The organism is Allobosea sp. FG18, assembly GCF_057809495.1.
Genome location: NZ_JBMDKB010000011.1, coordinates 88446 through 110345, shown reverse-complemented (window position 1 = coordinate 110345; position 21900 = coordinate 88446). Strand labels below are relative to the sequence as shown.

General features: G+C 65.9%; 18 protein-coding genes and 1 riboswitch. Of the genes, 15 read left to right on the top strand and 3 right to left on the bottom strand.

From position 1 onward, the window contains the following. Nucleotides 1-173 precede the first annotated feature (173 nt). Both ACODTJ_RS14110 and ACODTJ_RS14105 read right to left on the bottom strand, forming a co-directional pair. Nucleotides 174-1370 carry a mandelate racemase/muconate lactonizing enzyme family protein gene (locus tag ACODTJ_RS14110; protein WP_454657541.1) on the bottom strand — a complete coding sequence of 399 codons (1197 nt, stop codon included), beginning with the start codon at nucleotides 1368-1370 and terminating at the stop codon, nucleotides 174-176. Continuing rightward, complete coding sequence (locus ACODTJ_RS14105) at nucleotides 1367-2089, bottom strand: GntR family transcriptional regulator (RefSeq protein ID WP_454657540.1); 723 nt, start codon at nucleotides 2087-2089, stop codon at nucleotides 1367-1369. The genes ACODTJ_RS14110 and ACODTJ_RS14105 overlap by 4 nt, the downstream gene beginning before the upstream one ends. A gap of 114 nt (nucleotides 2090-2203) precedes the next feature. On the opposite strand from ACODTJ_RS14105, the gene ACODTJ_RS14100 reads away from it, so the two are divergent. The 13 genes from ACODTJ_RS14100 (at nucleotide 2204) to ACODTJ_RS14040 (ending at nucleotide 18566) form a co-directional block, all read left to right on the top strand. Beyond that, complete coding sequence (locus tag ACODTJ_RS14100; protein ID WP_454657539.1) at nucleotides 2204-3235, top strand: succinylglutamate desuccinylase/aspartoacylase family protein; 1032 nt, start codon at nucleotides 2204-2206, stop codon at nucleotides 3233-3235. A gap of 57 nt (nucleotides 3236-3292) precedes the next feature. After that, nucleotides 3293-4831, top strand: coding sequence for an ABC transporter substrate-binding protein (locus tag ACODTJ_RS14095; RefSeq protein WP_454657538.1), 1539 nt, complete (start codon nucleotides 3293-3295; stop codon nucleotides 4829-4831). Nucleotides 4832-5041: 210 nt separating this feature from the next. After that, nucleotides 5042-5986, top strand: coding sequence for an ABC transporter permease (locus tag ACODTJ_RS14090; protein ID WP_454657537.1), 945 nt, complete (start codon nucleotides 5042-5044; stop codon nucleotides 5984-5986). Further along, nucleotides 5986-6834 (top strand): ABC transporter permease, encoded by an 849-nt coding sequence (locus ACODTJ_RS14085; protein WP_454657536.1) that lies wholly within the window; start codon nucleotides 5986-5988, stop codon nucleotides 6832-6834. Before ACODTJ_RS14090 ends, ACODTJ_RS14085 begins: the two co-directional genes overlap by 1 nt. 281 nt (nucleotides 6835-7115) lie before the next feature. Next, entirely contained in the window at nucleotides 7116-8603 is a 1488-nt protein-coding gene (locus ACODTJ_RS14080; protein WP_454657535.1) for a M81 family metallopeptidase, read from the top strand. Between the two features lie 11 nt (nucleotides 8604-8614). After that, a complete protein-coding gene (locus ACODTJ_RS14075) occupies nucleotides 8615-9793 on the top strand; it encodes a mandelate racemase/muconate lactonizing enzyme family protein (protein WP_454657534.1) in 1179 nt (392 codons plus the stop codon). A gap of 35 nt (nucleotides 9794-9828) precedes the next feature. Further along, nucleotides 9829-10040, top strand: a riboswitch (cobalamin riboswitch). A 215-nt stretch (nucleotides 10041-10255) separates the two neighbouring features. Next, nucleotides 10256-11293 (top strand): ABC transporter substrate-binding protein, encoded by a 1038-nt coding sequence (locus tag ACODTJ_RS14070; RefSeq protein ID WP_454657533.1) that lies wholly within the window; start codon nucleotides 10256-10258, stop codon nucleotides 11291-11293. Further along, entirely contained in the window at nucleotides 11290-12333 is a 1044-nt protein-coding gene (locus ACODTJ_RS14065; RefSeq protein ID WP_454657532.1) for a FecCD family ABC transporter permease, read from the top strand. The genes ACODTJ_RS14070 and ACODTJ_RS14065 overlap by 4 nt, the downstream gene beginning before the upstream one ends. Continuing rightward, nucleotides 12330-13124 carry an ABC transporter ATP-binding protein gene (locus tag ACODTJ_RS14060; protein WP_454657531.1) on the top strand — a complete coding sequence of 265 codons (795 nt, stop codon included), beginning with the start codon at nucleotides 12330-12332 and terminating at the stop codon, nucleotides 13122-13124. The genes ACODTJ_RS14065 and ACODTJ_RS14060 overlap by 4 nt, the downstream gene beginning before the upstream one ends. Nucleotides 13125-13660: 536 nt before the next feature. After that, nucleotides 13661-15226 carry a peptide ABC transporter substrate-binding protein gene (locus ACODTJ_RS14055; protein ID WP_488849183.1) on the top strand — a complete coding sequence of 522 codons (1566 nt, stop codon included), beginning with the start codon at nucleotides 13661-13663 and terminating at the stop codon, nucleotides 15224-15226. Nucleotides 15227-15266: 40 nt separating this feature from the next. Then, nucleotides 15267-16193, top strand: coding sequence for an ABC transporter permease (locus ACODTJ_RS14050; RefSeq protein WP_454657529.1), 927 nt, complete (start codon nucleotides 15267-15269; stop codon nucleotides 16191-16193). Next, nucleotides 16186-17088, top strand: a complete 903-nt coding sequence (locus ACODTJ_RS14045) for an ABC transporter permease (RefSeq protein WP_454657528.1) — start codon at nucleotides 16186-16188, stop codon at nucleotides 17086-17088. Before ACODTJ_RS14050 ends, ACODTJ_RS14045 begins: the two co-directional genes overlap by 8 nt. A 47-nt stretch (nucleotides 17089-17135) precedes the next feature. After that, nucleotides 17136-18566 (top strand): S41 family peptidase, encoded by a 1431-nt coding sequence (locus ACODTJ_RS14040; RefSeq protein ID WP_454657527.1) that lies wholly within the window; start codon nucleotides 17136-17138, stop codon nucleotides 18564-18566. Between the two features lie 24 nt (nucleotides 18567-18590). Here the strand turns inward: ACODTJ_RS14040 and ACODTJ_RS14035 are convergent, their stop codons facing one another. After that, on the bottom strand, nucleotides 18591-19472 hold the full coding sequence (locus ACODTJ_RS14035; protein WP_488849181.1) for a LysR substrate-binding domain-containing protein: 882 nt from the start codon (nucleotides 19470-19472) through the stop codon (nucleotides 18591-18593). A 180-nt stretch (nucleotides 19473-19652) separates the two neighbouring features. On the opposite strand from ACODTJ_RS14035, the gene ACODTJ_RS14030 reads away from it, so the two are divergent. Both ACODTJ_RS14030 and ACODTJ_RS14025 read left to right on the top strand, forming a co-directional pair. Further along, the gene (locus ACODTJ_RS14030; protein ID WP_454657525.1) at nucleotides 19653-20942 is read left to right on the top strand and encodes a TolB-like translocation protein; all 1290 of its coding nucleotides are present in this window, start codon (nucleotides 19653-19655) and stop codon (nucleotides 20940-20942) included. An 18-nt stretch (nucleotides 20943-20960) separates the two neighbouring features. Continuing rightward, on the top strand, nucleotides 20961-21875 hold the full coding sequence (locus ACODTJ_RS14025) for a glutamate/aspartate ABC transporter substrate-binding protein (protein ID WP_454657524.1): 915 nt from the start codon (nucleotides 20961-20963) through the stop codon (nucleotides 21873-21875). Nucleotides 21876-21900 lie beyond the last annotated feature (25 nt).

The window sequence follows — 21900 nt, the reverse complement described above, 5'->3', positions numbered from 1 at the left end:
ATGGCGGCAGGGGCTGGCCGACCATTCTCGGAACCACGCGGGTCATCCCGGGCTTGACCCGGGATCCATTCCGGAACGCTTCCGATTGAGGTTCAGGCATGGATCCCGGATCTTCGCTACGCTCCGTCCAGGATGACCCGCGCTTTCTTACATGACAGCCAGTTCCCGGGGCATCACACGAACAGTGCCCCCGGATCCGGCGTATAGCGGCCGAGCTTGTCGCGATCGATCGTGACGCCGAGCCCCGGCAGGTCCGGAATCGTCAGCCAGCCCTCGGCGTCGAGCGCGAAGGGCTTCGCGAGGATGCCGTCGACATAGGGGCTGCCGCCGATGAACTCGACGAGATCGGCATCCGGGAAGGCCGCGGCCATCTGCAGGTCGGCGGCGAGGCCGAGCGCCGTGTTCCAGCCATGGCCGACATATTTGATGCCGAGATCATAGGCCATCCAGGCGATGCGGCGCTGCTCGGATATGCCGCCGACCTTGGTGACGTCGGGCTGGACGATGTCGAGCGCGCCGGTCGTCAGCCAGGGAATGAAGCTCTGGCGCCGGGTCAGCACCTCGCAGCCGGCGATCGGTACGGGCGAGGAGCGGCGCAATTCGCGATAATCGTCGATGGCATCGGGCCTGACCGGCTCCTCGAACCAGCCGACCTCGTAATCCGCCAGCATCTCGGCCGTGCGCTTGGCCCATTTCAGCCCATGCGGCCAAAGCGCGTCGCTGGCGCCGGCATCGACGAAGAGCTTGGACTTCTCGCCGGCCGCCTCGCGCGCGGCCCGCACGATCGCCTCGTCGAGCTTGACGTCGAGCGCCCGGCCGAACGGCCCCCAGCCGATCTTGAAGGCACTGAAACCCTTGTCGCGATAGCTCGCGACGACATCCTTCATCGCCACCGGCTCCTCCATCAGCAGCGAGCAATAGGGCTGCACGCGTTCGCGATAGCGCCCGCCGAGCAGGCGCCCGACGCTGAGCCCCGTCGCCTGGCCGAGAATGTCCCAGAGGGCAATGTCGATGCCGCTGATCGTATGGGTCAGCGTGCCGCCGCGCCCCATCCAAAAGGTGTTCTGATGCAGCTTCTCGCTGACGAAATCGGGCGAGAGCGCATCCGCGCCGAGGAAGAGCGGCTCCAGCACCTTGAGGCCCGCCTGCACGAGCCGGCCATCGGTGAAGACGCTGCCATAGCCGGTGAGGCCCTGATCGGTATGGACCGCGATCAGCGCATGGATCGAATCCTCCGGCCGGATCTCCGCTGACCAGCCGCCTTTCGGGCTTTCGCCGAACAGGGGGGCGGCCTCGATGCGGGTGATGCGGAAGGGCGGGAGCCCCGCCGTCCGGCCGGCCGCGCGCGTCTGGATGGGCTGGTCGTTCACGGCAAATCCCTTTCCTTGCGGCGCTGGGCGACGATGGCCTCGTAATCCATCGCGTGGTTCATGACGGTGATGTGCTCGTCGAGCGTGCGGGTGATCACCGCGATATCGCCGGCCTCGAAGGCGGCGAGCAGGTCGACATGCTCCTCGACCACGCCGGCCATCGGTTTGCCGAAGGTGGCCAGGCCGAAAATGATCGTGCATTGCGGCGCCAGCGTCTCCCACAGGTCGAAGGTGACGCTGTTGCCGCCGAGCCGGCAGAGTGCGCGGTGGAAGCCGGTATCGGCGACCGCGACGCCATAGGCGCTGCCGCGCGCCGCCATCAATTCCATCTCCGCCACGGCGGCACGGAGTTCGTCGAGATGAGCCCCGCGATTGCGGCCGGCGGCGACGGCACGCACCACGGCGCTCGCTTCCAGCGCGATGCGCGCCTCGATCAGGTCCGAGACGCGCTCGTTCGTCACCGGGCGGAGCCGAATGCCCTTGTAGGCCTCGCTGACCACGACGCCCTGGCTTTCGAGCAGGCGCAGCGCCTCGCGCACCGGTACGCGGCTGACCCCGAGCTTGCGGGCGAGATCGACCTCGACGATCCGGTCCCCCGGCAGGATCAGCCCGGCGGCGGCGCCCGCGATGATCGCCTCGATCGCATGGTCGACGAGCGTCTGCGGCTGGAGGGGCTGCCAGTCGGGTGCGGCGCTCTTCGCCCGCTCCTGTGTTGCCATTCCGGCTGCCCGCACTGGTCCGCCCGTATCCGTCATCCGGCTCTCTGCCTCTCGCTTGACAGATCGTATGATCGTATACAATCATACGAAACGCAAGAGCGAGAGGGGTTCGCCATGGCGTCGGAAAGTCGGGTTCGTTGCGAGATCGACTTCGAATCTTCAGGCAGGCAAGCGGGCTATCTGCGGGCGCCTCTGTCCCGCAACACGTCCGGCTGGGGCGTCGTCGAAATCCCCGTCGTCAGCGTGAAGAACGGCTCCGGTCCGACGATCCTATTCACCGGCGGCGTGCATGGCGACGAGTACGAGGGCCAGATTGCCGTCTCGCGCCTCGCCCGCAGCCTCGATCCGGCGAAGGTGCAGGGGCGGGTCATCATGATCCCGGCGCTCAACATGCCCGCCGTGCTGAACGACACGCGGCTCTCGCCGGTCGACAATCGCGATATGAACCGCTGCTTCCCCGGCAATCCACGCGGCACCTTCTCCGAGATGCTGGCGCATTTCGTCGATACGGTGGTGCTGCCGCTGGTCGATGTCTCCGTCGATCTTCACACCGCCGGCCATTCCGGCGACTCGGCGCTCTCGACCAACATGCACTACGTCGCCGACGCCAAGCTGCGCGAGCGCACCATGGCGGCGGCCGCCGCTTTTGGGGCGCCCTACAACGTCGTGTTCTGGGGCGTCGACGAGGGCGCGACGCTGACCTCTTCGGTCGAGCGCCGAGGCATCCTGTCGCTCGGCACCGAGCTTGGCGGCTGGGGCCGGGTCAATGTCGAGGGCGTGCGCATCGCCGACCGGGCGCTGACCAATATCCTCAAGCATTGCGGCCTGATGGATGGGAAGCCCGACACGACGCAGCGCGACGGCTCGCCCGGCACCCGCCACATGATGGTGCGCGATGCCGCCGGGTATTCCTTCGCGCCAGCCGGCGGTTTGTTCGAGCCGCGCAATGTGGTGGGCGACATCTGCCGGGCCGGCGATCTCGCCGGCTACCTGCATTTCATCGAGGACATCGACCGCGAGCCGCTGGAGGTGCGCTACCGCCGCGACGGCGTGCTCTGGATGTCCGCCGGTCCGGGCCGGGTCCAGCGCGGCGACGCGGTTGCCGTGCTGATGGAGGATTACGACGCGGCGCGCGCCGCCGCCTGACCAAGCTTACGCCTGAACCACCACGTGCCTGACCATCAATCCTGAGGGGACAAGAACATGGCAAAGCACCTCATCTTCGGCGCCGCCCTCGCGGCAGCGCTTATGCTCGGAGGGGCGCAAGGCGCGCTGGCCCAGCGCAAGGGCGGCGACGTCGTCATCGGCATCAGCCAGGCGCCGCCCTCGCTCGATGCGCAGATCACCTCGGCGCAGGCCTCGCGCAACGTCACGCTCCACATCTTCGAGACGCTCTATGCCCGCGACGAGAACGCCAAGCCGGTGCCGGAGCTGGCCGAGGGCGTGACGGTCTCGCCCGATGGCAAAACCTATGTCTTCCCGATCCGAAAGGACGTGACCTTCCATAACGGCAAGAAGCTCGATGCGGCGGATGTCGTCGCCTCGCTGGAGCGCTATCGCAAGGTCGGCGCCTCGCCGGCGCTGGTCGCCGCCATCGATACGATCAAGGCGAGCGGCGAGCACGAGGTCACGGTCACGCTGAAACAGGCGCAATCGACCTTCCTCGACAATCTCTCCTCGCCACGCGCCCCGATCGCGATCTACCCGGCGAGCGAGGCCGCCAAGGAGGCCGGCAAGATCGAGGTCATCGGCACCGGCCCCTACAAGTTCGTCGAGTACAGGCCGGACAGTCACGTCAAGCTGACGCGCTATGACGGCTATGCGCCCAATCCGAAGGGCACCGGCCGGGACGGCTTCGCCGGCAAGAAGGAAGCCTTCTTGGACACCGTGACCTTCCGCTTCATGCCGGAAGGCGGCGCCCGCAGCGCCGCGCTCGAGGCCGGCCAGATCCAGCTCAACGAGACCGTCGACGGCCCGACCGCCAAGCGGCTGGGCACCGACAACCGCTTCACCATCCACAAGTCGATGCCGTTCGGCCTGCAGGTGATCAAGTTCAACCAGGCGCAGGCGCCGGCCAATGACGTGAATTTCCGGCTGGCCGTCCAGGCGGCGCTCGACATGGAGGAGATCATGGCGATCTCCTATGCCGATATCTACCAGATGGACCCGAGCTGGCTCTATCCGGGCGCGGCCTTCCATTCGACCGTCGGCAGCGACAAATACAACAAGAACGACATCAAGCTCGCCAAGGAATTGCTCGCCAAATCCTCCTACAAGGGCGGCAAGATCACCTTCATCACCGACAATCTGCGCCCCAATGTCGACACCGCGACGCTGGTCCAGCAGAAGCTGAAGGAGATTGGCGTCGAGGTCGACATTACCGTCGCCGACTGGCCGACGGTCTCGAAGATCGGCTTTACCCCGACCGGCTGGACCTTCTGGACGCACGGCTTCGGCATCGAACCCTATGAAGGGCCGGGCTCGGTGATGGCGCCCTGGGTCAACGGCCTCTCGCAGCAGGCCAAGGACCCGGAGATCGACCGCATCGCCGCCGCCTTCAACGCCGAGATGGACGAAGGCAAGCGCAAAGCCCTCTTCGATGCCTTCCAGAAGCACATGTACGGTGCGGCCGTGGCAATGAAGGCCGGCAATTACGGGGTCTTCCAGGCCTCGACGGCGAAGCTCAAGAACTTCAAGCCCTATCGCATCCCGCGCATGTGGGGCGTCTGGCTGGAGCCTTGAGGGCAAGCGGTCGATGCCCGCCGTCGTAGGTATCGACCGCCGTCATATTAGCCGTGTCATCCCGGACAAGCCGCGCTGCGGCGCAGATCCGGGATCCATTCCTGAACCTTTGCCGGAAGCGTTCCGGAATGGATCCCGGGTCTCCCTTCGGCCGCCCGGGATGACGCGCACTTATCAGAACGAAGGCCTAGCGCTCGGAAGGAGGGCGGCATGGGACATTTCCTGATCCGCCGGCTCGCGGGCGCCTTTCTCGTGCTCGTCCTGGTCTCGCTGATGTCTTTCGCGTTGATCTGGCTGGTGCCGGGCGATCCGGCGGCGGCCTTCCTCGACGCTTCGGCGACACCAGACCAGGTCGCCAAGCTGCGCAGTGCGCTCGGGCTCGACCTCTCGCTGCCGCAGCAGATGTTCGGCTGGTATGGGCGCATCCTCAGCGGCGATCTCGGCCAGTCGATCCTGCTCAACCGCTCGGTCACGGCCGCCCTGATCGAGCGCCTGCCGGTCACGCTCTCGCTGGCGGCGCTGGCGCTGGCCTTCGCCGTGTTCTTCGGCGTCGCGGCCGGCATCATCGCGGCCGTCAATCACAACCGCTGGCCCGATCAGGCGGTGATGACCACGGCCCTGCTCGGGCTTTCCGTGCCGGATTTCTGGCTCGGCCTCGTCATGGTGCTGGTCTTCGCGGTGTCGCTCGGCTGGCTGCCGAGCGGCGGCTTCACGCCCTTCATGGAATCGCCGGGCCAGTGGCTGCGCGGCATGGTTCTGCCCGCGCTGACGCTGGGATTGGTGCAGGTCGGCTTCATCGCCCGCATGGCGCGCGCCTCCATGCTGGACACGCTCTCGCAGGATTATGTCCGCACTGCCGATGCCAAGGGGCTGGCCAAGCTTCATGTCGTGCTGCGCCACGCGCTGCCCAACGCGATGATCCCGATCCTCACCGTGATCGGCATCGTCTCCGGCGCCTTGCTCGGCGGCGCGGTCATCGTCGAGCAGGTCTTCTCCATCCCCGGAATCGGCCGCTTGATCGTCGGCGCCATCGCCTCGCGAGACTTCCCGGTGCTGCAGGGCGGCTTGCTCTTCCTCGCGGTGGTCTATCTCGCGATCAATCTCGTCGTCGACATCCTCTACGCCGTGGTCGATCCGCGCGTGAGGCTGGCCTGATGCAGGGCACGCCTCTCGTCGGCCGCGCCCTCTGGGGGCGCCTCTTCCGTAACCGCTCCTTCGTGATCGGGGCGGTGCTGGTGCTGCTGATGGTCGCGGTCGCGCTTGCCGCCGATTGGCTGACGCCTTTCGATCCGCTCAAGAGCAATGTCCGCGCCCGCCTTGCGGCCCCAAGCGCCGTGCACTGGTTCGGCACCGACCATTTCGGTCGCGACATCCTCTCGCGCGTGATGATCGGCGCCCGCATCTCGCTCGCCATCGGTGCCTGCACCGTCGTGCTGGCGGGAATCGCGGGTACGCTGAGCGGCGCGATCGCTGGTTATTTCTACCGGCTCGACCAGCCGATCATGCGGATCATGGACGCGCTGATGGCGTTCCCGTCGATCGTGCTCGCCATGGTGGTCTCGGCGGTGCTCGGAGCCTCGCTGACCAATGTCGTTATCGCGCTCGCCATCGCCACGACGCCGCATACGGCCCGCATCGTGCGCGCCTCGGTGCTGCTCGAAAAGGAGCAGGAATACATCGCCGCCGCGCGTTCGATCGGCGTCGGCGAATGGACCATCCTCTTCAAGCATGTGCTGCGCAATGTCGCCGGCCCGCTGATCGTGCGCCTGACCTATGTCTTCGCCATCGCGGTGCTGGCCGAGGCTGCGCTCTCCTTCGTCGGCGCCGGTCCGCCGCCGCCTGCCGCCTCCTTCGGCTCGATCATCGCCCAGGGGCGCGATTTCATGCGCGAGGCCCCGTGGATCACGGTGTTTCCGGGCCTCGCGATCATCGCCTGCGTGCTCGGCCTCAACCTGCTCGGCGACGGCCTGCGCGACGTGCTCGACCCCCGCCTGAAATTCTGACCCCTAGAGGCTGTTAGTGACCATGGGAGGCATCTGATGAGGTCAAAACCGCAGAGATGGGAGGAGCATCGCGCCGCCGATACCACTGGTATCGGCAAGCGGTGCGACGCTGCAGCTCTGCGGTTTTCACCTCACCCGGAGGGCGCGGCGCTTTTGCGCGACTGCCGTGTCGTTCTTCGTAGCAAACCGGAAGGTTTGCGTCCTCGAACTCCTTGCATTCGCGCAAAATCGCCAGCGTCAAATCCCTCCCATGGTCACTAACAGCCTCTAGGAGCCGCCCGATGAAGCGCATCCTGATCGCCGACTGCAAGCAGGAGATTTCCTCCTTCAACCCACTGCCGTCGCATTACGAGAACTTCCTGATCCACCATGGCGATGGTCTCTACGTCCAGCGCGGCCAGAACCAGGAACTCGGCGGCGCGCTCGCGGTCTTCGAGGCGAGGCCCGATATCGAGATCGTGCCGACGATCTGCGCCCGCTCCGGCAGCGCCGGCCCACTCTCGGCCGCAGGCTGGAAGAAGCTCTCGGAAGAAATCCTCGCCGCGATCTTCGCCAAGCTCGATCGCATCGACGGCATCTATGTCTCGCTGCATGGCGCGATGGGCGCCGATGGCGAACTCGATCCGGAAGGCTACCTGCTGGAGAAGCTGCGCCAGCGTGTCGGGCCGGACATGCCGATCGTCATCTCGCTCGACCTGCACGGCATCCTGACCGACCGGATGCTCCGCAATGTCGACGGTTTCGCGATCTACTGGACCTACCCCCATGTCGACTTCGCCGATACCGGCCGCCGCGCCGCCGAACTGCTGCTGAAGCTGATGGCCGGCGGCATCAAACCCGTCGCTGCCCGCGTCGTCATTCCGGCCCTGGTGCGCGGCGACGAGCTCATCACCAAGACCGGCTGCTATGGCGAGCTTCTGGCCGAATGCCGCCGGCTGGAGGAGGAGGGGCGGGCGCTCGCGGCCGGCATCATGATCGGCAACCCCTTCACCGACGTGCCCGAGCTGTGCTCGCAAGTGCTGATCCTGACCGATGGCGACAAGGAGACCGCCGAGCGCGAGGCGGTCCGGCTGGCCGAGGAGTTCTGGCCCTTGCGCTTCCGCATGCAGGGCAAGCTCGTCCCGCTGGAGCGCGCCATCGCGCAGGCCCGCAGCATCGACGGTCCCGTGATCTTCACCGATGCCGCTGACGCGACCTCATCCGGTGCCTCCGGCGACAGCAACCTGATCCTCGCCGCCTTGCGCAAGGCGGGTTACGGCAAGCGTGTATTGGCCCAGATCGTCGACGCGCCGGCTGCGGCTGCTGCGCACAAGGCCGGAGTCGGCGCGACGATCGAGGTCGCGCTCGGCGGTTCGATCGATCCCGCCCGCTTCCCGCCGATGAAGGTCAAGGCCAAGGTCAAATTGCTCTCGGATGGCGAGGCGGCGCTGGAGACGATGAAGGCGCCCCTGAGAGCCGGGCCGACCGCGGTTCTGACCTGGGACAACGTCACCGTCGTTGTGATGAGCCGCTCTGTTAGCCTGTTCGACCGGGCGATGTATTACGCCAACGGCATCGACCCCACGGATTTCGACCTGATCGTGGTGAAGTCGCCGCACACCGAGTTCCACATGTTCGACCAGTGGTGCGCGCGGAACTTCAACATCGATGCGCCCGGCGCGACCTCGGCCAACCTGAAAAGCCTGGGCCACACCATCTGCGCCCGGCCGATCTATCCGCTCGACGAGGGTGTCACCTTCACGCCCCGCGCCACGATCTACGAACTGTGAGGAGAAGGCCTGTGCCCAGAATCGAGGCCGTCGATTTCTTCTATCTCGCCATGCCCGTCGTCACCGACGAAGCCGACGGCAGCCAGGATGCGCTGCTGGTCAGGGTCGCCGCCGGCGGCCATGTCGGCTGGGGCGAATGCGAGGCGGCGCCACTGCCCTCCATCGCCGCCTTCATCTGTCCGATGTCGCATGGCGTCTGCCGGCCGGTCGCCGATTCCGTGCTCGGCCAGACGCTGGAAGGCCCGGAGGATATCGCCCGCATCGCTGCTGCCGTCGCCTATAACTCGATGGACCTGCTGCAGGCGCCGCATACCTTCTCCGGCGTCGAGATGGCCTTATGGGACATCCTCGGCAAGATGCGCTCCGAGCCGGTCTGGCGCCTGCTTGGCTACGCGAAGAGCCACCCCAAGACGCCCTATGCCTCGGTCCTTTTCGGGGACACGGCGCAGGAGACTCTCGAACGCGCCCGCGATGCCCGCAAGCGCAGCTTCCGCGCCGCCAAGTTCGGCTGGGGGCCGATCGGCCGCGGCAGCGTCGAGGCCGATGCCGAGCATTTCGTTGCCGCTCGCGAGGGTTTGGGGCAGGACGGCATCCTGCTCGTCGATACCGGCCAGATCTTCATCGAGGATGTCGAGCGCGCCGCCGCCCGTCTGCCCGCGATGGAGAAGGCGAACGTGCTCTGGTTCGAGGAGCCCTTCCACGCCAGCGCGCTCGAAGCCTATGGCGCGCTCGCCAAGCGCAGCCCCAAGGTCCGGCTGGCCGGCGGGGAGGGCGCCCATAACGAGTCGATGGCCCGGCAGCTCATCGATTATGGCGGCATCGGCTATGTACAGATCGATTGCGGGCGGATCGGCGGCATCGGTCCGTCCAAGGCGGTGGCGGATTATGCGGTCGCCAAGGGCGTGACCTTCGTCAACCACACCTTCACCTCGCATCTCGCTCTCTCGGCCTCGCTCCAGCCCTATGCCGGCCTCGCTGCGCACGAGATTTGCGAATACCCGGCCATGCCGAAGCCGCTCGCCACCACGATCTCTGCCAATCATGTGGAGCGCGATGCGAACGGGCAGGTCTCCGCGCCCGATGCACCGGGTCTCGGCATCGAGGTCGCGACGACGGCACTGCGCAGCTATCTGCAGGAGGTCGAGATCTCCGTCGGCGGCAAGCGGCTCTACAGCACGCCGAGCCTCTGACGCGATGTCCGCTTGACGCAGCGCCGCGCCCTTATAGGGTGGGCGCCGATCGAGGTTCTCCGGGTTGCTCCCGGAGCTAAGAGGGAATTCGGTGAGGCACTTCCAGTGCCAAAGCCGAGGCTGCCCCCGCAACTGTAAGCGGCGAGCTCTCCGTCCATCGTCCACTGGCGCCTGACGCGCCGGGAAGGCCGGGCGGAACAGGCATCGACCCGCGAGCCAGGAGACCTGCCCCGGTCGTCGAAGACGTCTTTCGGACGGGGTGTTCCGAAGCCTGTGTGTCGATGGCGACCCTCGCGGCCGGCCTCCCGCCCCACATGCCCAAAGCTGCCCCGGCCGTCATCTCGGGGAGCGATGAAACCCATGTTCACGAAGACCACTGCACAGGCCGCCCAAGGTGGCTTGACGGCTGCCTGCCGCGCACTCTATCAGAAATGCAACATTGTTACATTTCGGATGGCCTCGATGCCGGCAGCGCGCCCGTTCAATTCTCTGCTCCGCCTCTCGGCCGCTGCCCTGTTCGGCGCTCTCGCCACTGGCACGGCCATCGCGGCGCCGACCAAATATCCGCTGACGCTGGAGAATTGCCGCGAGACGATCACCTTCAACGCCGCGCCCAAGCGCGTCGTCGCGATCGGCCAGACGCAGACGGAAATCCTCTATGCGCTCGGCCTTGGCGACCGCGTCGTCGGCACGGCGGTCTGGTTCTCGCCGGTGGCCAAGCCCTATGAGGCGGTCAACGCCAAGGTGAAGCGCCTCGCCGACAATGATCCGAGCTTCGAGGCCGTGCTGGCGCAGGAGCCCGATCTCGTCACCGCGATGTTCGAATGGCATGTCGGCCCGAACGGCATCGTCGGCAAGCGCGACCAGTTCGCCAAGGTGAAGGTGCCTAGTTATGTCTCGCCGACCGATTGCGTCGGCAAGGACAATTCCGGCGCCGGTGACGGCGTGCGTACCCAGATGTTCACGATGGAGCTGGTCTATCGCAACATCCGCGAGTTCGGCGCGATCTTCGATGTCGCCGACCGGGCCGAGACGCTCGTCGCCGAGCTCAAGGCGCGCGAGGACAAGGCGGTCGAGCAGGTCGCGAAGCTGAAGGCGCAGGACGTTCCGGTCGTCGTCTGGTTCTCCAGCAAGGACATCAAGGGCGACGGCTTCATGGCCGGCAAGAACGGCGTGCCCGCCTATATCCTCTCCAAGCTCGGCGCCCGCAACGTCATCACGACCAATGAGGAATGGCCGCTGGTCGGCTGGGAGAGCATCGCCGCTGCCAACCCCGCCGTGATCGTCACCGTGAAGATGGATCGCCGCCGCTTCCCGGCCGACGATATCGAGAAGAAGCTGGAGTTCCTGAAGACCGATCCGGTCGCCAGCAAGCTGGACGCCGTGAAGAACAACCGCGTCGTCATCATGGATGTCGGTGCGACCCGCGCCGGGCTCGACACGGTCGACGGTATCGAGACACTGGCCAAAGCGATCGCCGGCTTCGGGCTCTCGCGTTGAGCCACGCCGCCCATGGGCCGAACTGGCCGGCGCGTGTCGCGATCGCGCTGGCCTCGCTGCTGGCGCTGATCCTCTCGGTCGCGCTGGCCGTGACCATCGGCGAGATGCGCATCCCGCTGGACACCGCCCTGAAGGCGCTCGGCAACGGGCTGTTCGACCTCGACTTTCCGGTCAGCGCGATCCAGCAGGGCGTGATCTTTGATTATCGGCTCAGCCGTGCGCTGATGGCGGGGCTCTGCGGCGGCGCGCTCGCCCTCTCGGGCGCGATCCTGCAGGCCCTGCTGCGCAACCCGCTGGCAGAACCCTATATCCTCGGCATCTCGGCCGGCGCCTCGACCGGCGCCGTCGCGGTGCTGATCCTCGGCATCAGCATCGGCGGCGCGGTGCTCTCCGTTTCGGCCGGCGCCTTCATCGGTTCCTGCGCTGCGCTCGTCGTCGTGGCGCTGCTGGCGGCAGGGGCGGGCGGGGCGAGCGATCGCGTCATCCTCGCCGGTGTCGCGACCTCGCAACTCTTCAATGCCGCGACCGCCACGATCGTCACGACGCTCGCCAGCGCCGAGCAGGCGCGCGGTGTGATGTTCTGGCTGCTCGGCAATTTCGGCGGCGTGCGCTGGCCCGACATCTGGATGGCGGCGCCGGTCGCCTTCATCGGCTTCGGCATCTGCATGCTGCACGCCAAGGCGCTCGACGCCTTCGCCTTCGGCGTCGACGCCGCAGCTTCGCTGGGCGTCGCCGTCACGCGGGTGAAGGTCGTGCTCTTCGCCACGACGGCGGTGATGACGGCGGTGATGGTCTCGATCGTCGGCACGGTCGGCTTCGTCGGGCTGATCATTCCCCATGCCGCGCGCTTCCTCGTCGGCTCCGGCCATGCCCGCTTGCTGCCAGCCTGTCTCGTCATCGGCGCGATCTTCATGATCCTCGCGGACATCCTCTCCCGCATCCTGATACCTCAGCAGATCCTGCCGATCGGCGTGGTGACAGCGCTGTTCGGCGCACCCGTCTTCGCGCTCATCCTCTACCGCGCCCGGAGGCCGGCATGACGCTCGCGACCCGCGAGGCCCGCTGGGGTGCCGGCGGCCGGATGATCGTCGACGGGGTGACGCTGGAAGCCGCGCCCGGCCGGGTGCTCGGCCTGATCGGCCCGAACGGCTCCGGCAAGTCGAGCCTGCTCCGGTTGCTCTGCCGCCTGCGCAACGTCGCGAGCGGCGTCGTCACCCTCGACGGAAACGACATCGCCAGCGTGCCCCGCCGCGAGCTGGCCCGCCGCCTCGCCTTCGTCGAGCAGCAGGCGACCACCGAGATCCAGTTGTCCGTCTGCGATGTCGTCCGCCTCGGCCGCACGCCGCATCGTGCGGCGCTGGCCTCGTGGAGCGAAGCCGACGAGGGCGCCGTGAACGAAGCGCTGGCGCGGGTCGGGCTCACCGAGCGCCACGATCAGTTCTGGCACACGCTTTCGGGAGGGGAACGCCAGCGCGTCCATATCGCCCGCGCGCTCGCGCAGGAGCCGAGCGAGCTCATCCTGGACGAGCCGACCAACCATCTCGACATCCAGCACCAGCTCTCGATCCTGAGCCTGGTCCGACGCCTCGGCATCACCTGCATCATGGCGCTGCACGATCTCAACCTCGCCGCCATGTTCTGCGACGAGATCGCGCTGTTGCATGACGGGCGTCTTAAGGCGGCGGGTGCGCCGGAGGAGGTCCTGACCGCCGAGGCGATCCAACGCATCTTCGGCGTCGCGGTTTCGATCCGCCCGGGGGCTTCGGGACGCCGGCACATCGAATATCTGGTCGAGGCCGACCCGCGGAAGGAAGCGCCCGGAAGCGCTTGAAGCCGCGCGGCGCGCAGTCTCGGGCCGTTGCTCCAATCCGCGTGGGCAATCGTTTCGTCTGGACTTGCTCCATCTCCACTCGACCATCTGAACCGGGTCTTTCATGCCCGGCTCCGAACAGGCGCGGGCTCTCGGACTTCACTTGCCAGCATCTGGTCGGGCTTCGCCCTTGATGCTCTCGCTCATCACTCAATGATGGTCTTGAGCGGGATGTTCAGCCGCAGTGCCCCTGCCTGGTCGCCGGGCGCCCAGCGGTCGACATATCATTTCTGCATACAGATGTTCTGTAAAAGAATTTTCCGTATTTCCTCCAAGCCCTATCCTTCGACCTGTCTGTTCGATGCCTTGCGCCGGACGGCTCCGGGTGGCGCTCCGCTCCAACAAAAGCAACAGGGGCACTGGCGGCTGGGCGGGTCCGGTGGCTCGACGCTGCGCAGCGCGTTGCTGACCCAAATTTCTGGGAGGAAAACATGAAGCAGACCCGATTTTCGACTGGCGTTGCCGCCCTGCAATTCGCGGCGGCATGCGGAACCTTGATGGCCAGCATCTCGCTTGGCCACGCCCAGGCTCCTCAGCCGGGCTGGGTCACCGTTTCGGCCTGCACGCCGGCGGGCCCGCTGATTCCGACCAACACCAACGAGAGCTGCGGTTCCGACATCCTGCAGCCGATCCTCGCCGGGCTCGTCACGACCGACGCGAAGACCGGCGCGATCATCGAGGATGTCGCCGCGTCGATCACGACCGCCGACAACAAGACCTGGACGGTCAAGCTTCAGAAGGGGCGCAAGTTCCACGACGGGACTGAAGTGCTCGCGAAGAACTTCGTCGATGCCTGGAACTGGGCGGCCTACGGTCCCAACGGCCAGTCGAACAATGACTGGTTCTCCGTCATCGTCGGCTATGGCGATCTGAATCCGAGGGCACCGAAGGGCGAGAAGCCGCCGGTTCCCGCGACCAACCGGATGAGCGGTCTCAAGGTCATCGGCGACCATGAGTTCCAGGTCGAGCTGAGGATGCCGGTGCCTGTCTTCAGGGCCCAGCTCAGCTACAAGGCCTTCTATCCGATGCCGGATTCCTTCTTCGCCGATCCCGCGGCGTTTGGCCGGAAGCCGATCGGCGCCGGGCCGTTACAGTTCGTCTCCGGTGCGCCGGATTCCGGATACAAGCTGGCAGCCTTCCCCGGCTATTCAGGACCTGCAAAGCCTTCGATCAAGGGGGTCGACCTCAGGATCTATACGAGCCGCGAGGCGGCCTATAACGATCTGGTCGCCGGCAATCTCGACCTGCTGCGCGACATTCCCGCTTCCAAACTTGTCGCCGATCTCTGGAAGCGCGACCTGCGCGGTCGCGCCGTCATCCAGCCGCGCGCGAATATCCAGGCGCTCGGCATGCCCTATACCGACGCCAACCCGCAATTGCTGAAGCCGGCGATCCGGCAGGCGCTCTCGATGGCGATTGACCGCAAGGCGATCGTCGACATCCTCTTCAACGGCATCGGGCAGCCCGCCACCGGCTGGGTTCCGCCGGGCACCGAAGGCTACCAGCCCGGAGCCTGCGGCGAATATTGCAGCTTCAATCCCGAGAAGGCCAAGTCGCTGCTGGCGCAGGCCGGCGGCTACAAGGGCGAGATCAAGCTCTACTATGCGGGCGACAGCGAGGTGAAATCCGCGATGGATGCGGTCTGCAACAGCATCCAGAACACGCTGTCCATCGCCTGCGTGACCTCGGCACTGTCCGACAACGCGACGTTCCGTTCGTTCACGCGCTCCGGCAAGGCCGATGGCCCGTTCCCCTCGAACTGGACCATGGATTACCCCTCGATCGACAATGCCCTGATCCCGCTCTACTCGAAGGATGGGACCTCCAACAGGGGCGCCTATGAAAACGCCGCCTTCGATGCGCTGCTCGACAAGGCCGCGAAGGAAGAGACCTCCGCCGCGATCAAGACCTATCAGGAGGCCGAGCGTATGCTCACCGCGGAGATGCCGCGCGTGCCGCTCTGGAACCCGGCCATGACCGTCGGTCACTCGCCGAAGGTGCGCTCCGTCACGCTCTACGCCAACGGTCGCATCGACTACTCGGCCCTGTTGCTGAAGGACTGAGGCGGAGCATCTGCCACGGCCGAGACATGCGAGCGACGACATGACGGGCTACATCCTGCGCCGGCTGCTGCAGTTCATCCCGGTGTTCCTGGGGACGACCTTCGTCGTCTTCTTCCTGGCCTGGGGCATGCCGGGAGACCCGCTTGCCGGAAAATGCGGCGATCGGGAGTGTCCTGACGCCTTCGTCGCTGCCGCGACCGAGGAGTTCAAACTCGATCGCCCCCTGATCGTCCGCTACGGATACTACCTCGCCGATCTCGGGCGCGGCGACCTCGGCCGCTCCTTCACGGGGCGCGACGTCTCAGAGCAGCTCGTCGCGGCCTTTCCCGCGACGGTCCGCCTGGCGCTGCTGGCCGTGCTGATCGAGGTGCTGCTCGGCATCACCATCGGCGTCTTCGCGGCGCTGCGTCCGGGGAAGACATTCGACACCGCGACCATGATGGTGGGGCTCGGGATCATCGCCTTCCCCAGCTTCGTCATCGCCAATCTGGCGCAGCTCGTCTTCGGCGTCCGCCTCGGCTGGTTCCCGGTGACGGTGAGCGATCCGACGAGCTTCGCCGAACTCCTGCTGCCGGCCATGGTCCTGGCGCTGGCGCACCAGGTCACACTCTCGCGTCTGACCCGGTCGGCGGTGATCGAAACGATGCAGAGCGATTACATCCGCACGGCCCGGGCCAAGGGGCTCGGCGAGGCGCGCATCGTCGTCGTGCATGCCCTGCGCAACAGCCTGATCCCGGCCGTGACCTATGTCGGCAAGGATATCGGCGGCCTGCTTGCCGGAGCTGTCGTGGTCGAGGGCGTCTTCAACATCAGCGGTGTCGGCGGGCTGATCGTGCAGTCGATCCGAAGCCATGACGGCATCACCATCGTCGGCGCCGTCACCGTGGTCGTCGTCGCCTATCTCTTCATCAATCTCCTGGTCGACCTCTCCTACGCCGTCCTGGACCCCCGGATCCGCTATGACTGATTGTCTTCAGGCCGCTCCGCCTGCCGGAACAGAGCCGCGCCGGCCCAGCCGCTCTCTCACCGGCGAGGCCCTGGCGCAACTCGGCCGGTCACCGCTCGTCTGGATCGCGCTCGTGATCCTCGTGATCCTCGTCGCGATGGCGGTCGCGCCGGGCCTCTTCACGAATGTCGATCCGCAGCGCTGCATGTTGCTGAACTCACGCAAGCCGCCTGCCTACGGAAGCTGGTTCGGCTTCGACATCCAGGGTTGCGACGTGTTCGCGCGGACGGTCCACGGCGCCCGTGCCTCATTGTCCGTGGCGCTTCTGGCGACGCTCGGAAGCTCTTTCATCGGCGGAATGCTGGGGCTCGTGGCCGGCCTGAAGGGCGGCGTGGTCGATGCCGTCATCTCGCGCGTCACCGATGTCGTCCTCGGCCTGCCGACCTTGCTCGGAGCGATCGTCATCCTCGCCACGCTGGGCAGTTCCGGCAGCGGCGTGCTGCGTCTCGCACTGGTGCTGTCGCTGCTCGGCTGGGCGACGGAGGCGCGGCTGATGCGCGCCAGCGTGCTGCAAACGCGGAATGCCGACTACGTCGATGCCGCGCGCGCCGCCGGCGCAAGCAGTCTCCGGATCGCCCTTCGCCACGTGCTGCCGAATTCGGTCGCGCCGCTGCTCGTGCTCGCGACGCTCTCGCTCGGCGGCTATGTGGGGACGGAAGCGACCCTGTCCTATCTCGGTCTGGGGCTGCAGCCGCCGGTGATCTCGTGGGGCACTGCGATCAGCGACGCCCAGCCCTATCTCGCCACCGCGCCGCATATGCTGCTTTTTCCCAGCCTGGTGCTGACCGTCACCGTGCTGGCGCTGGTGATGCTCGGTGAGGCCGTCCGGCGCGCCTTCGATCCCCGCTCGCGATGATCCATCCGGCAGCGCAGCGATACCGACCGTCGAGGTAACTGGCTTTGATGAACTCCTTCGCACCCTTCCTGAACAATCGGCTGTTCGAAGGCGGTTCCCGCGACACCTTGGTCACGCGGAAGCAGGCCGCGGCCGACCTCGTGGCCTTGCGCGATATCATCCGGGACCGCCATTCCTATGTTTCGGCGGTCGCTTATCCCTATGAGCGGGCCATCGACGCGATGACCGGGCAGCTCCCGGAGCAGGTCTCGATCCGCAACCTCGCCCTCCAGATCCAGAAGCTCGTCCAGCATCTCGGGGATTCCCACGCCCAGGTCGTCGACTGGATGCAGGAGCTGCCAAGTGGCGTCAGTCCCTTCGCTGTCGGCATCGAGAACAACCTGGCCTTCGCCTATGATCCGCAGACGCGGCGCCTGCTCGATCCGGAAAACCCGTTCATCAGTTCCATCGACGGCCGGCCGTTCTTCCAATGGCTGGAGAGAGCCGGCGACATCGCGAGCGGGCCTTACGCCTCGCGTTCGCAGCGCCTGGCGCGCAGCCTGCGGCTGCTTCGGCATGTCGGCTACATGCGTCGCGAGCTCGGGCTGCCGGAGGCTTCCGATATCGCGCTCGAGCTGTGCGACACGACCAATCGCTCGACCAGGACTGTCATGATCCCGGTCGCGGAGGCGCTGGAGATGTCCGGGCCGTTGCTGCCATTGTCGAACGAAAGCGGCGTCCGGCCGGGGAATATCGGCTATCTCCGCATCTATTCGCAGAGCGACAGCACTCTCGCCGCGCGTGTCGACGCGCTGATGGCGCCCCTGCGCGACACCGACGCACTGATCATCGACGCAAGACAATGCGGCGGCGGGACGCGCGAGTGCCTGTCTGCGCTCTTTCCCTATTTCATGACGCCGGAGGACGGCCCCTACATCCATAACGTCGCGCGGTTGAGAGCGCCGGCCGATACGCCTGTCCAGACCCTGATCGACCTGCTCAAGGTCGAGGACAAGGCGATGTTCTTCCGTGCCGACCCGGGCCGCCCTGCCGACGAAAAGACCGCTCTGGAAGTCCTGCTGGCTGGATTCCACCCGCAGTGGCAGGTGCCTGAGGGCGACTTCACCGACTGGTATTACGGCGTGCTGAGCGCCTTGCCCGGCAAGCCGCATTACGACCGGCCGGTCTACCTCCTGATGGACTGGGGCGTCGGCAGCGCCGGCGACATCTTCGTCTCGACCTTCAAGGGCTGGCGCAACGTCACGCTGATCGGCTCCGCGAGCAACGGAAGGAGCGGCAACAGCATTCCCTTCCTGCTGCCGAACAGCGGCATCCGGGTGCGGCTGTCCACGATGGCGTCCTTCCAGAAGACTGGCGAGATGTATGACGGCTTCGGCATCGCACCCGACGTGTTCATGGAGGCGCGGATGTCCGATTGGCTCGGCGAGACCGACACCATCCTCGACCGCGCCTTGGCGATGGCGCAGCGCGGAGCCTGAAAGCCGGTCCGATCTTCGAGATGCCTAGGGCGAAGCCAGCATCTCGGAGAAGGCCTTGGTCAGCATCGACGGCGCCATCGTGATCGATTGCGCCAGCAGCACCTCGACCGGGAGCGGCGGATTGAGATCCTTGATCGCGAACTGCCCGGAAAACGTGTTGGCGACATAGGGATTGACGACGCCGATCCCGACACCGGCGGCAACCAGCGCGCAGATGGTGATCGATGAATTGGTCTCCACCGCGACATCTTCGGGATAGCCACCCTCGGCGAGCAATTCGCGCATGCGGATGACGATGCTGTCGGAATCGTTGAGCAGGAGCAGCCGGTAGCGCTGGAGCATGTCGAGATCGACCGAGGGCAGACGGGCGAGCTCATGCTCGTGAGGAGCGATGCAGACCGCCTTCGACCGGGCGATCGTCGTGCATTGAAACAAGGCGGTGTCCATCGTCCCGGTGGTGAGGGCGATGTCGACCAGCTCCTGGCGCAGATGTTCCTCAAGCTGCGGTGTCGCCTCCGTCTGCAGGTTGATGAAGGTGCCGGGGAAGCGCTGCATGAAGCGGTCGATCACCTTCGGCAACAATCCCGTGGCGAGCGTCGGGGTGCAGCCGATGCGCAGCACGCCGGCACCGGATTTCCGGAGGATGCCGACCACGGTCTCGATCTTCTCGAGCCCCTCGAAATGCTTGCGGACCGACTGGTAGAGGTGGCGACCTTCGCGCGTCGGGCGCAAGCGCCCGTGATGCAATTCGAAGAGCTGCAAGCCGGCCGCCTGCTGGAGGTCGGCGAGCTTGCGGCTGATCGAGGGCTGGGTCGTGTTGAGCGCGATCGCCGCCTTGGTCGTCGTGCCGGTTTCCATGACCGTCTTGAAGACCTGGATCTGCTGGAAATTCAACGGCCTGCCCATGGCGGTCCTCTCAGTGTCGGTAACTCCCAATATATATCATTTCTGCATACAGATGTTTTGAAAAAGAATTTTTTTGCATTCCCCCGAAAGCCTAGCTTCGTGGCCTGTTCCTCGCCGCTTTCGGATGACGGAACCGCTGCGGGCAGCTCCGCCCGGACCTCGAAAGCACAAGTGGCGGCGATGCACAGCCTGGTTCAACCGATCCCGAGAAGCTGCCCGATCCAGCGGGTCGGAAGCGGCGTCGGTCATCATTTCTTCGGCTATTACGACAAGACCAACTGGGGCGCCGGCGATCGCCTCCTGCTCGGCCAGCGTGTCGCGGCGCGTGACTTCGAACTGGCCTCTGACAGCGCCGCCGAGGTCGGCTATTTCGACCTTGCCGGGGACGGTGCCTTCCATCCTTGCGGCCGGACGACGGCCTGGAACTGGCAGATGGGCGCCCAGTTGCAATGGCTCGACGCCACGCGCAGCGAGCGCCTGATTTATAATGTCCGCACCCGTGAAGGCCGCGGACTCTATCCCGGCTTCGGCTCGGTGATCTTCGACCTCGCCAGCGGCAACGCGCGGGACCTCGACACGCCGATCTACGTCGCCGCACCGAACGGCCGCTACGCCCTGACCGTGGACTACGAGCGGCTTTACGTCACCCACAGGACCATCGGTTATGTCGGCCTCGCCGGACGTCGCACCGACATGCCGCTTTGCCCGGCCGATGACGGTATCCACCGTCTCGATCTCGAAACCGGCGAGACCCGGCTCCTCGTCAGCTATGCCGATCTCAAGGCCCTGGATCATCGCCCGTCCATGGACAAGGCGATCCACTGGGTCAGCCATATCGAGATCAACCCGTCATCCAGCCGCGTCCTCTTCCTGCATCGCTGGACCGAGCGCGTCGAGGACGAGACCTGCTTCCTGCACCGTCTGATCACGATGGACCCCGATGGCGGCAATATCCGGCTGCTGGAATGCTCCGATCATCCCCTGCCGCAATTGCGGGAGGATTTCGACCCGAGCGCGGTCGGCACCTTCGACTACGAGAAGTCGGAGTACCAGATCTCCCATCCGCTCTGGCGCGACGACGGCCACATCATCGTCTGGGGGCCGCATGCCGGCTCGATCCACTACCATCTCTACGCCGATGCGGATCCGGTTCGGGTCTCGGTGATCGGCCGCGGCATACTGACCGAGAACGGCCACATGACCTATTCGCCGGTCGACCAGCGCTGGCTCCTGACCGACACCTATCCCGACCCCGTCAGCAACGAGCGGATCCTGATCCTCTACGACATCGCCAAGGGCGTCCGGCACGACATCGGCAGCTTCTACACCGATCCCGCGCTGACGAAGGAGAACCGCTGCGATCTCCATCCGCGCTGGAGCCAGGACGGCCGCCGCGTCTGCATCGACTCGATGCACGAGCATGAGCGGCAGATGTACGTGATCGACGTCTCGTCGATCGTCGGTTCATAGCGAGGGAGGATCATCGACATGAAGACGGTGCTGTCCACTTACCTAGGCGCTGCCGCTGTCGCGGCCGCGCTGCTGATGCCTGCAGCCGCTTCCAGCCAGACAGCGCCGCTCGAGGGTGCGTTGAAGAAGATCGCAGACGACGGCGTGGTGGTGATCGGCCACCGCGAGGCCTCTATCCCGTTCTCCTATTACGACGACACCAAGAACCCGGTCGGCTACTCTATGGATCTGACCGCGGCGATCCTCGATCGCATCAAGGCGAAGCTCGGCAAGCCCGACCTCCAGATCCGCAAGCTGCCGATCACCTCGCAGAACCGGATCTCGCTGCTGCAGAACGGCACCATCGATTTCGAGTGCACGACGACCACGCACAACGCCTCGCGCGAGCAGCAGGTCGATTTCTCCAACACCTTCTTCGTCATCGGCACGCGCCTGCTCGCCCGCAAGAGCGCCGGCATCGCGGATTTCCCCGATCTCAAGGGCCAGAACGTCGTCGTCGGCGCCGGCACGACCTCCGAGATCCTGCTGCGCAAGATGAATGTCGAGCAGGGCATGGGCATGAACATCATCAGCGCCAAGGACCATGCCGAGTCCTTCCTGATGCTGTCGACCGGTCGCGCCAAGGCGATGATGATGGATGATGCCCTTCTCGCCGGCGAGCGCGCCAAGACGAAGGACGCTTCCGAGTTCGTCATTACTGGCACGCCGCAATCGCGCGAGGCCTATGGCTGCATGGTCCGCAAGGGCGACGTGCAGCTCAAGACGTTGCTCGACGAGACGATCGCGGAGCTGCAGACCTCCGGCAAGGCCGTCGGGATCTACGACAAGTGGTTCCGGGCGCCGATTCCGCCACGCGGGCTCAATCTGGATTTTGCCTTGTCGGACGACATGAAGGCGCTTTTCGCCGCCCCGAACGACAAGATCCTCAATTGACCTGAGGGGGCGGGCTTGCCCGCCC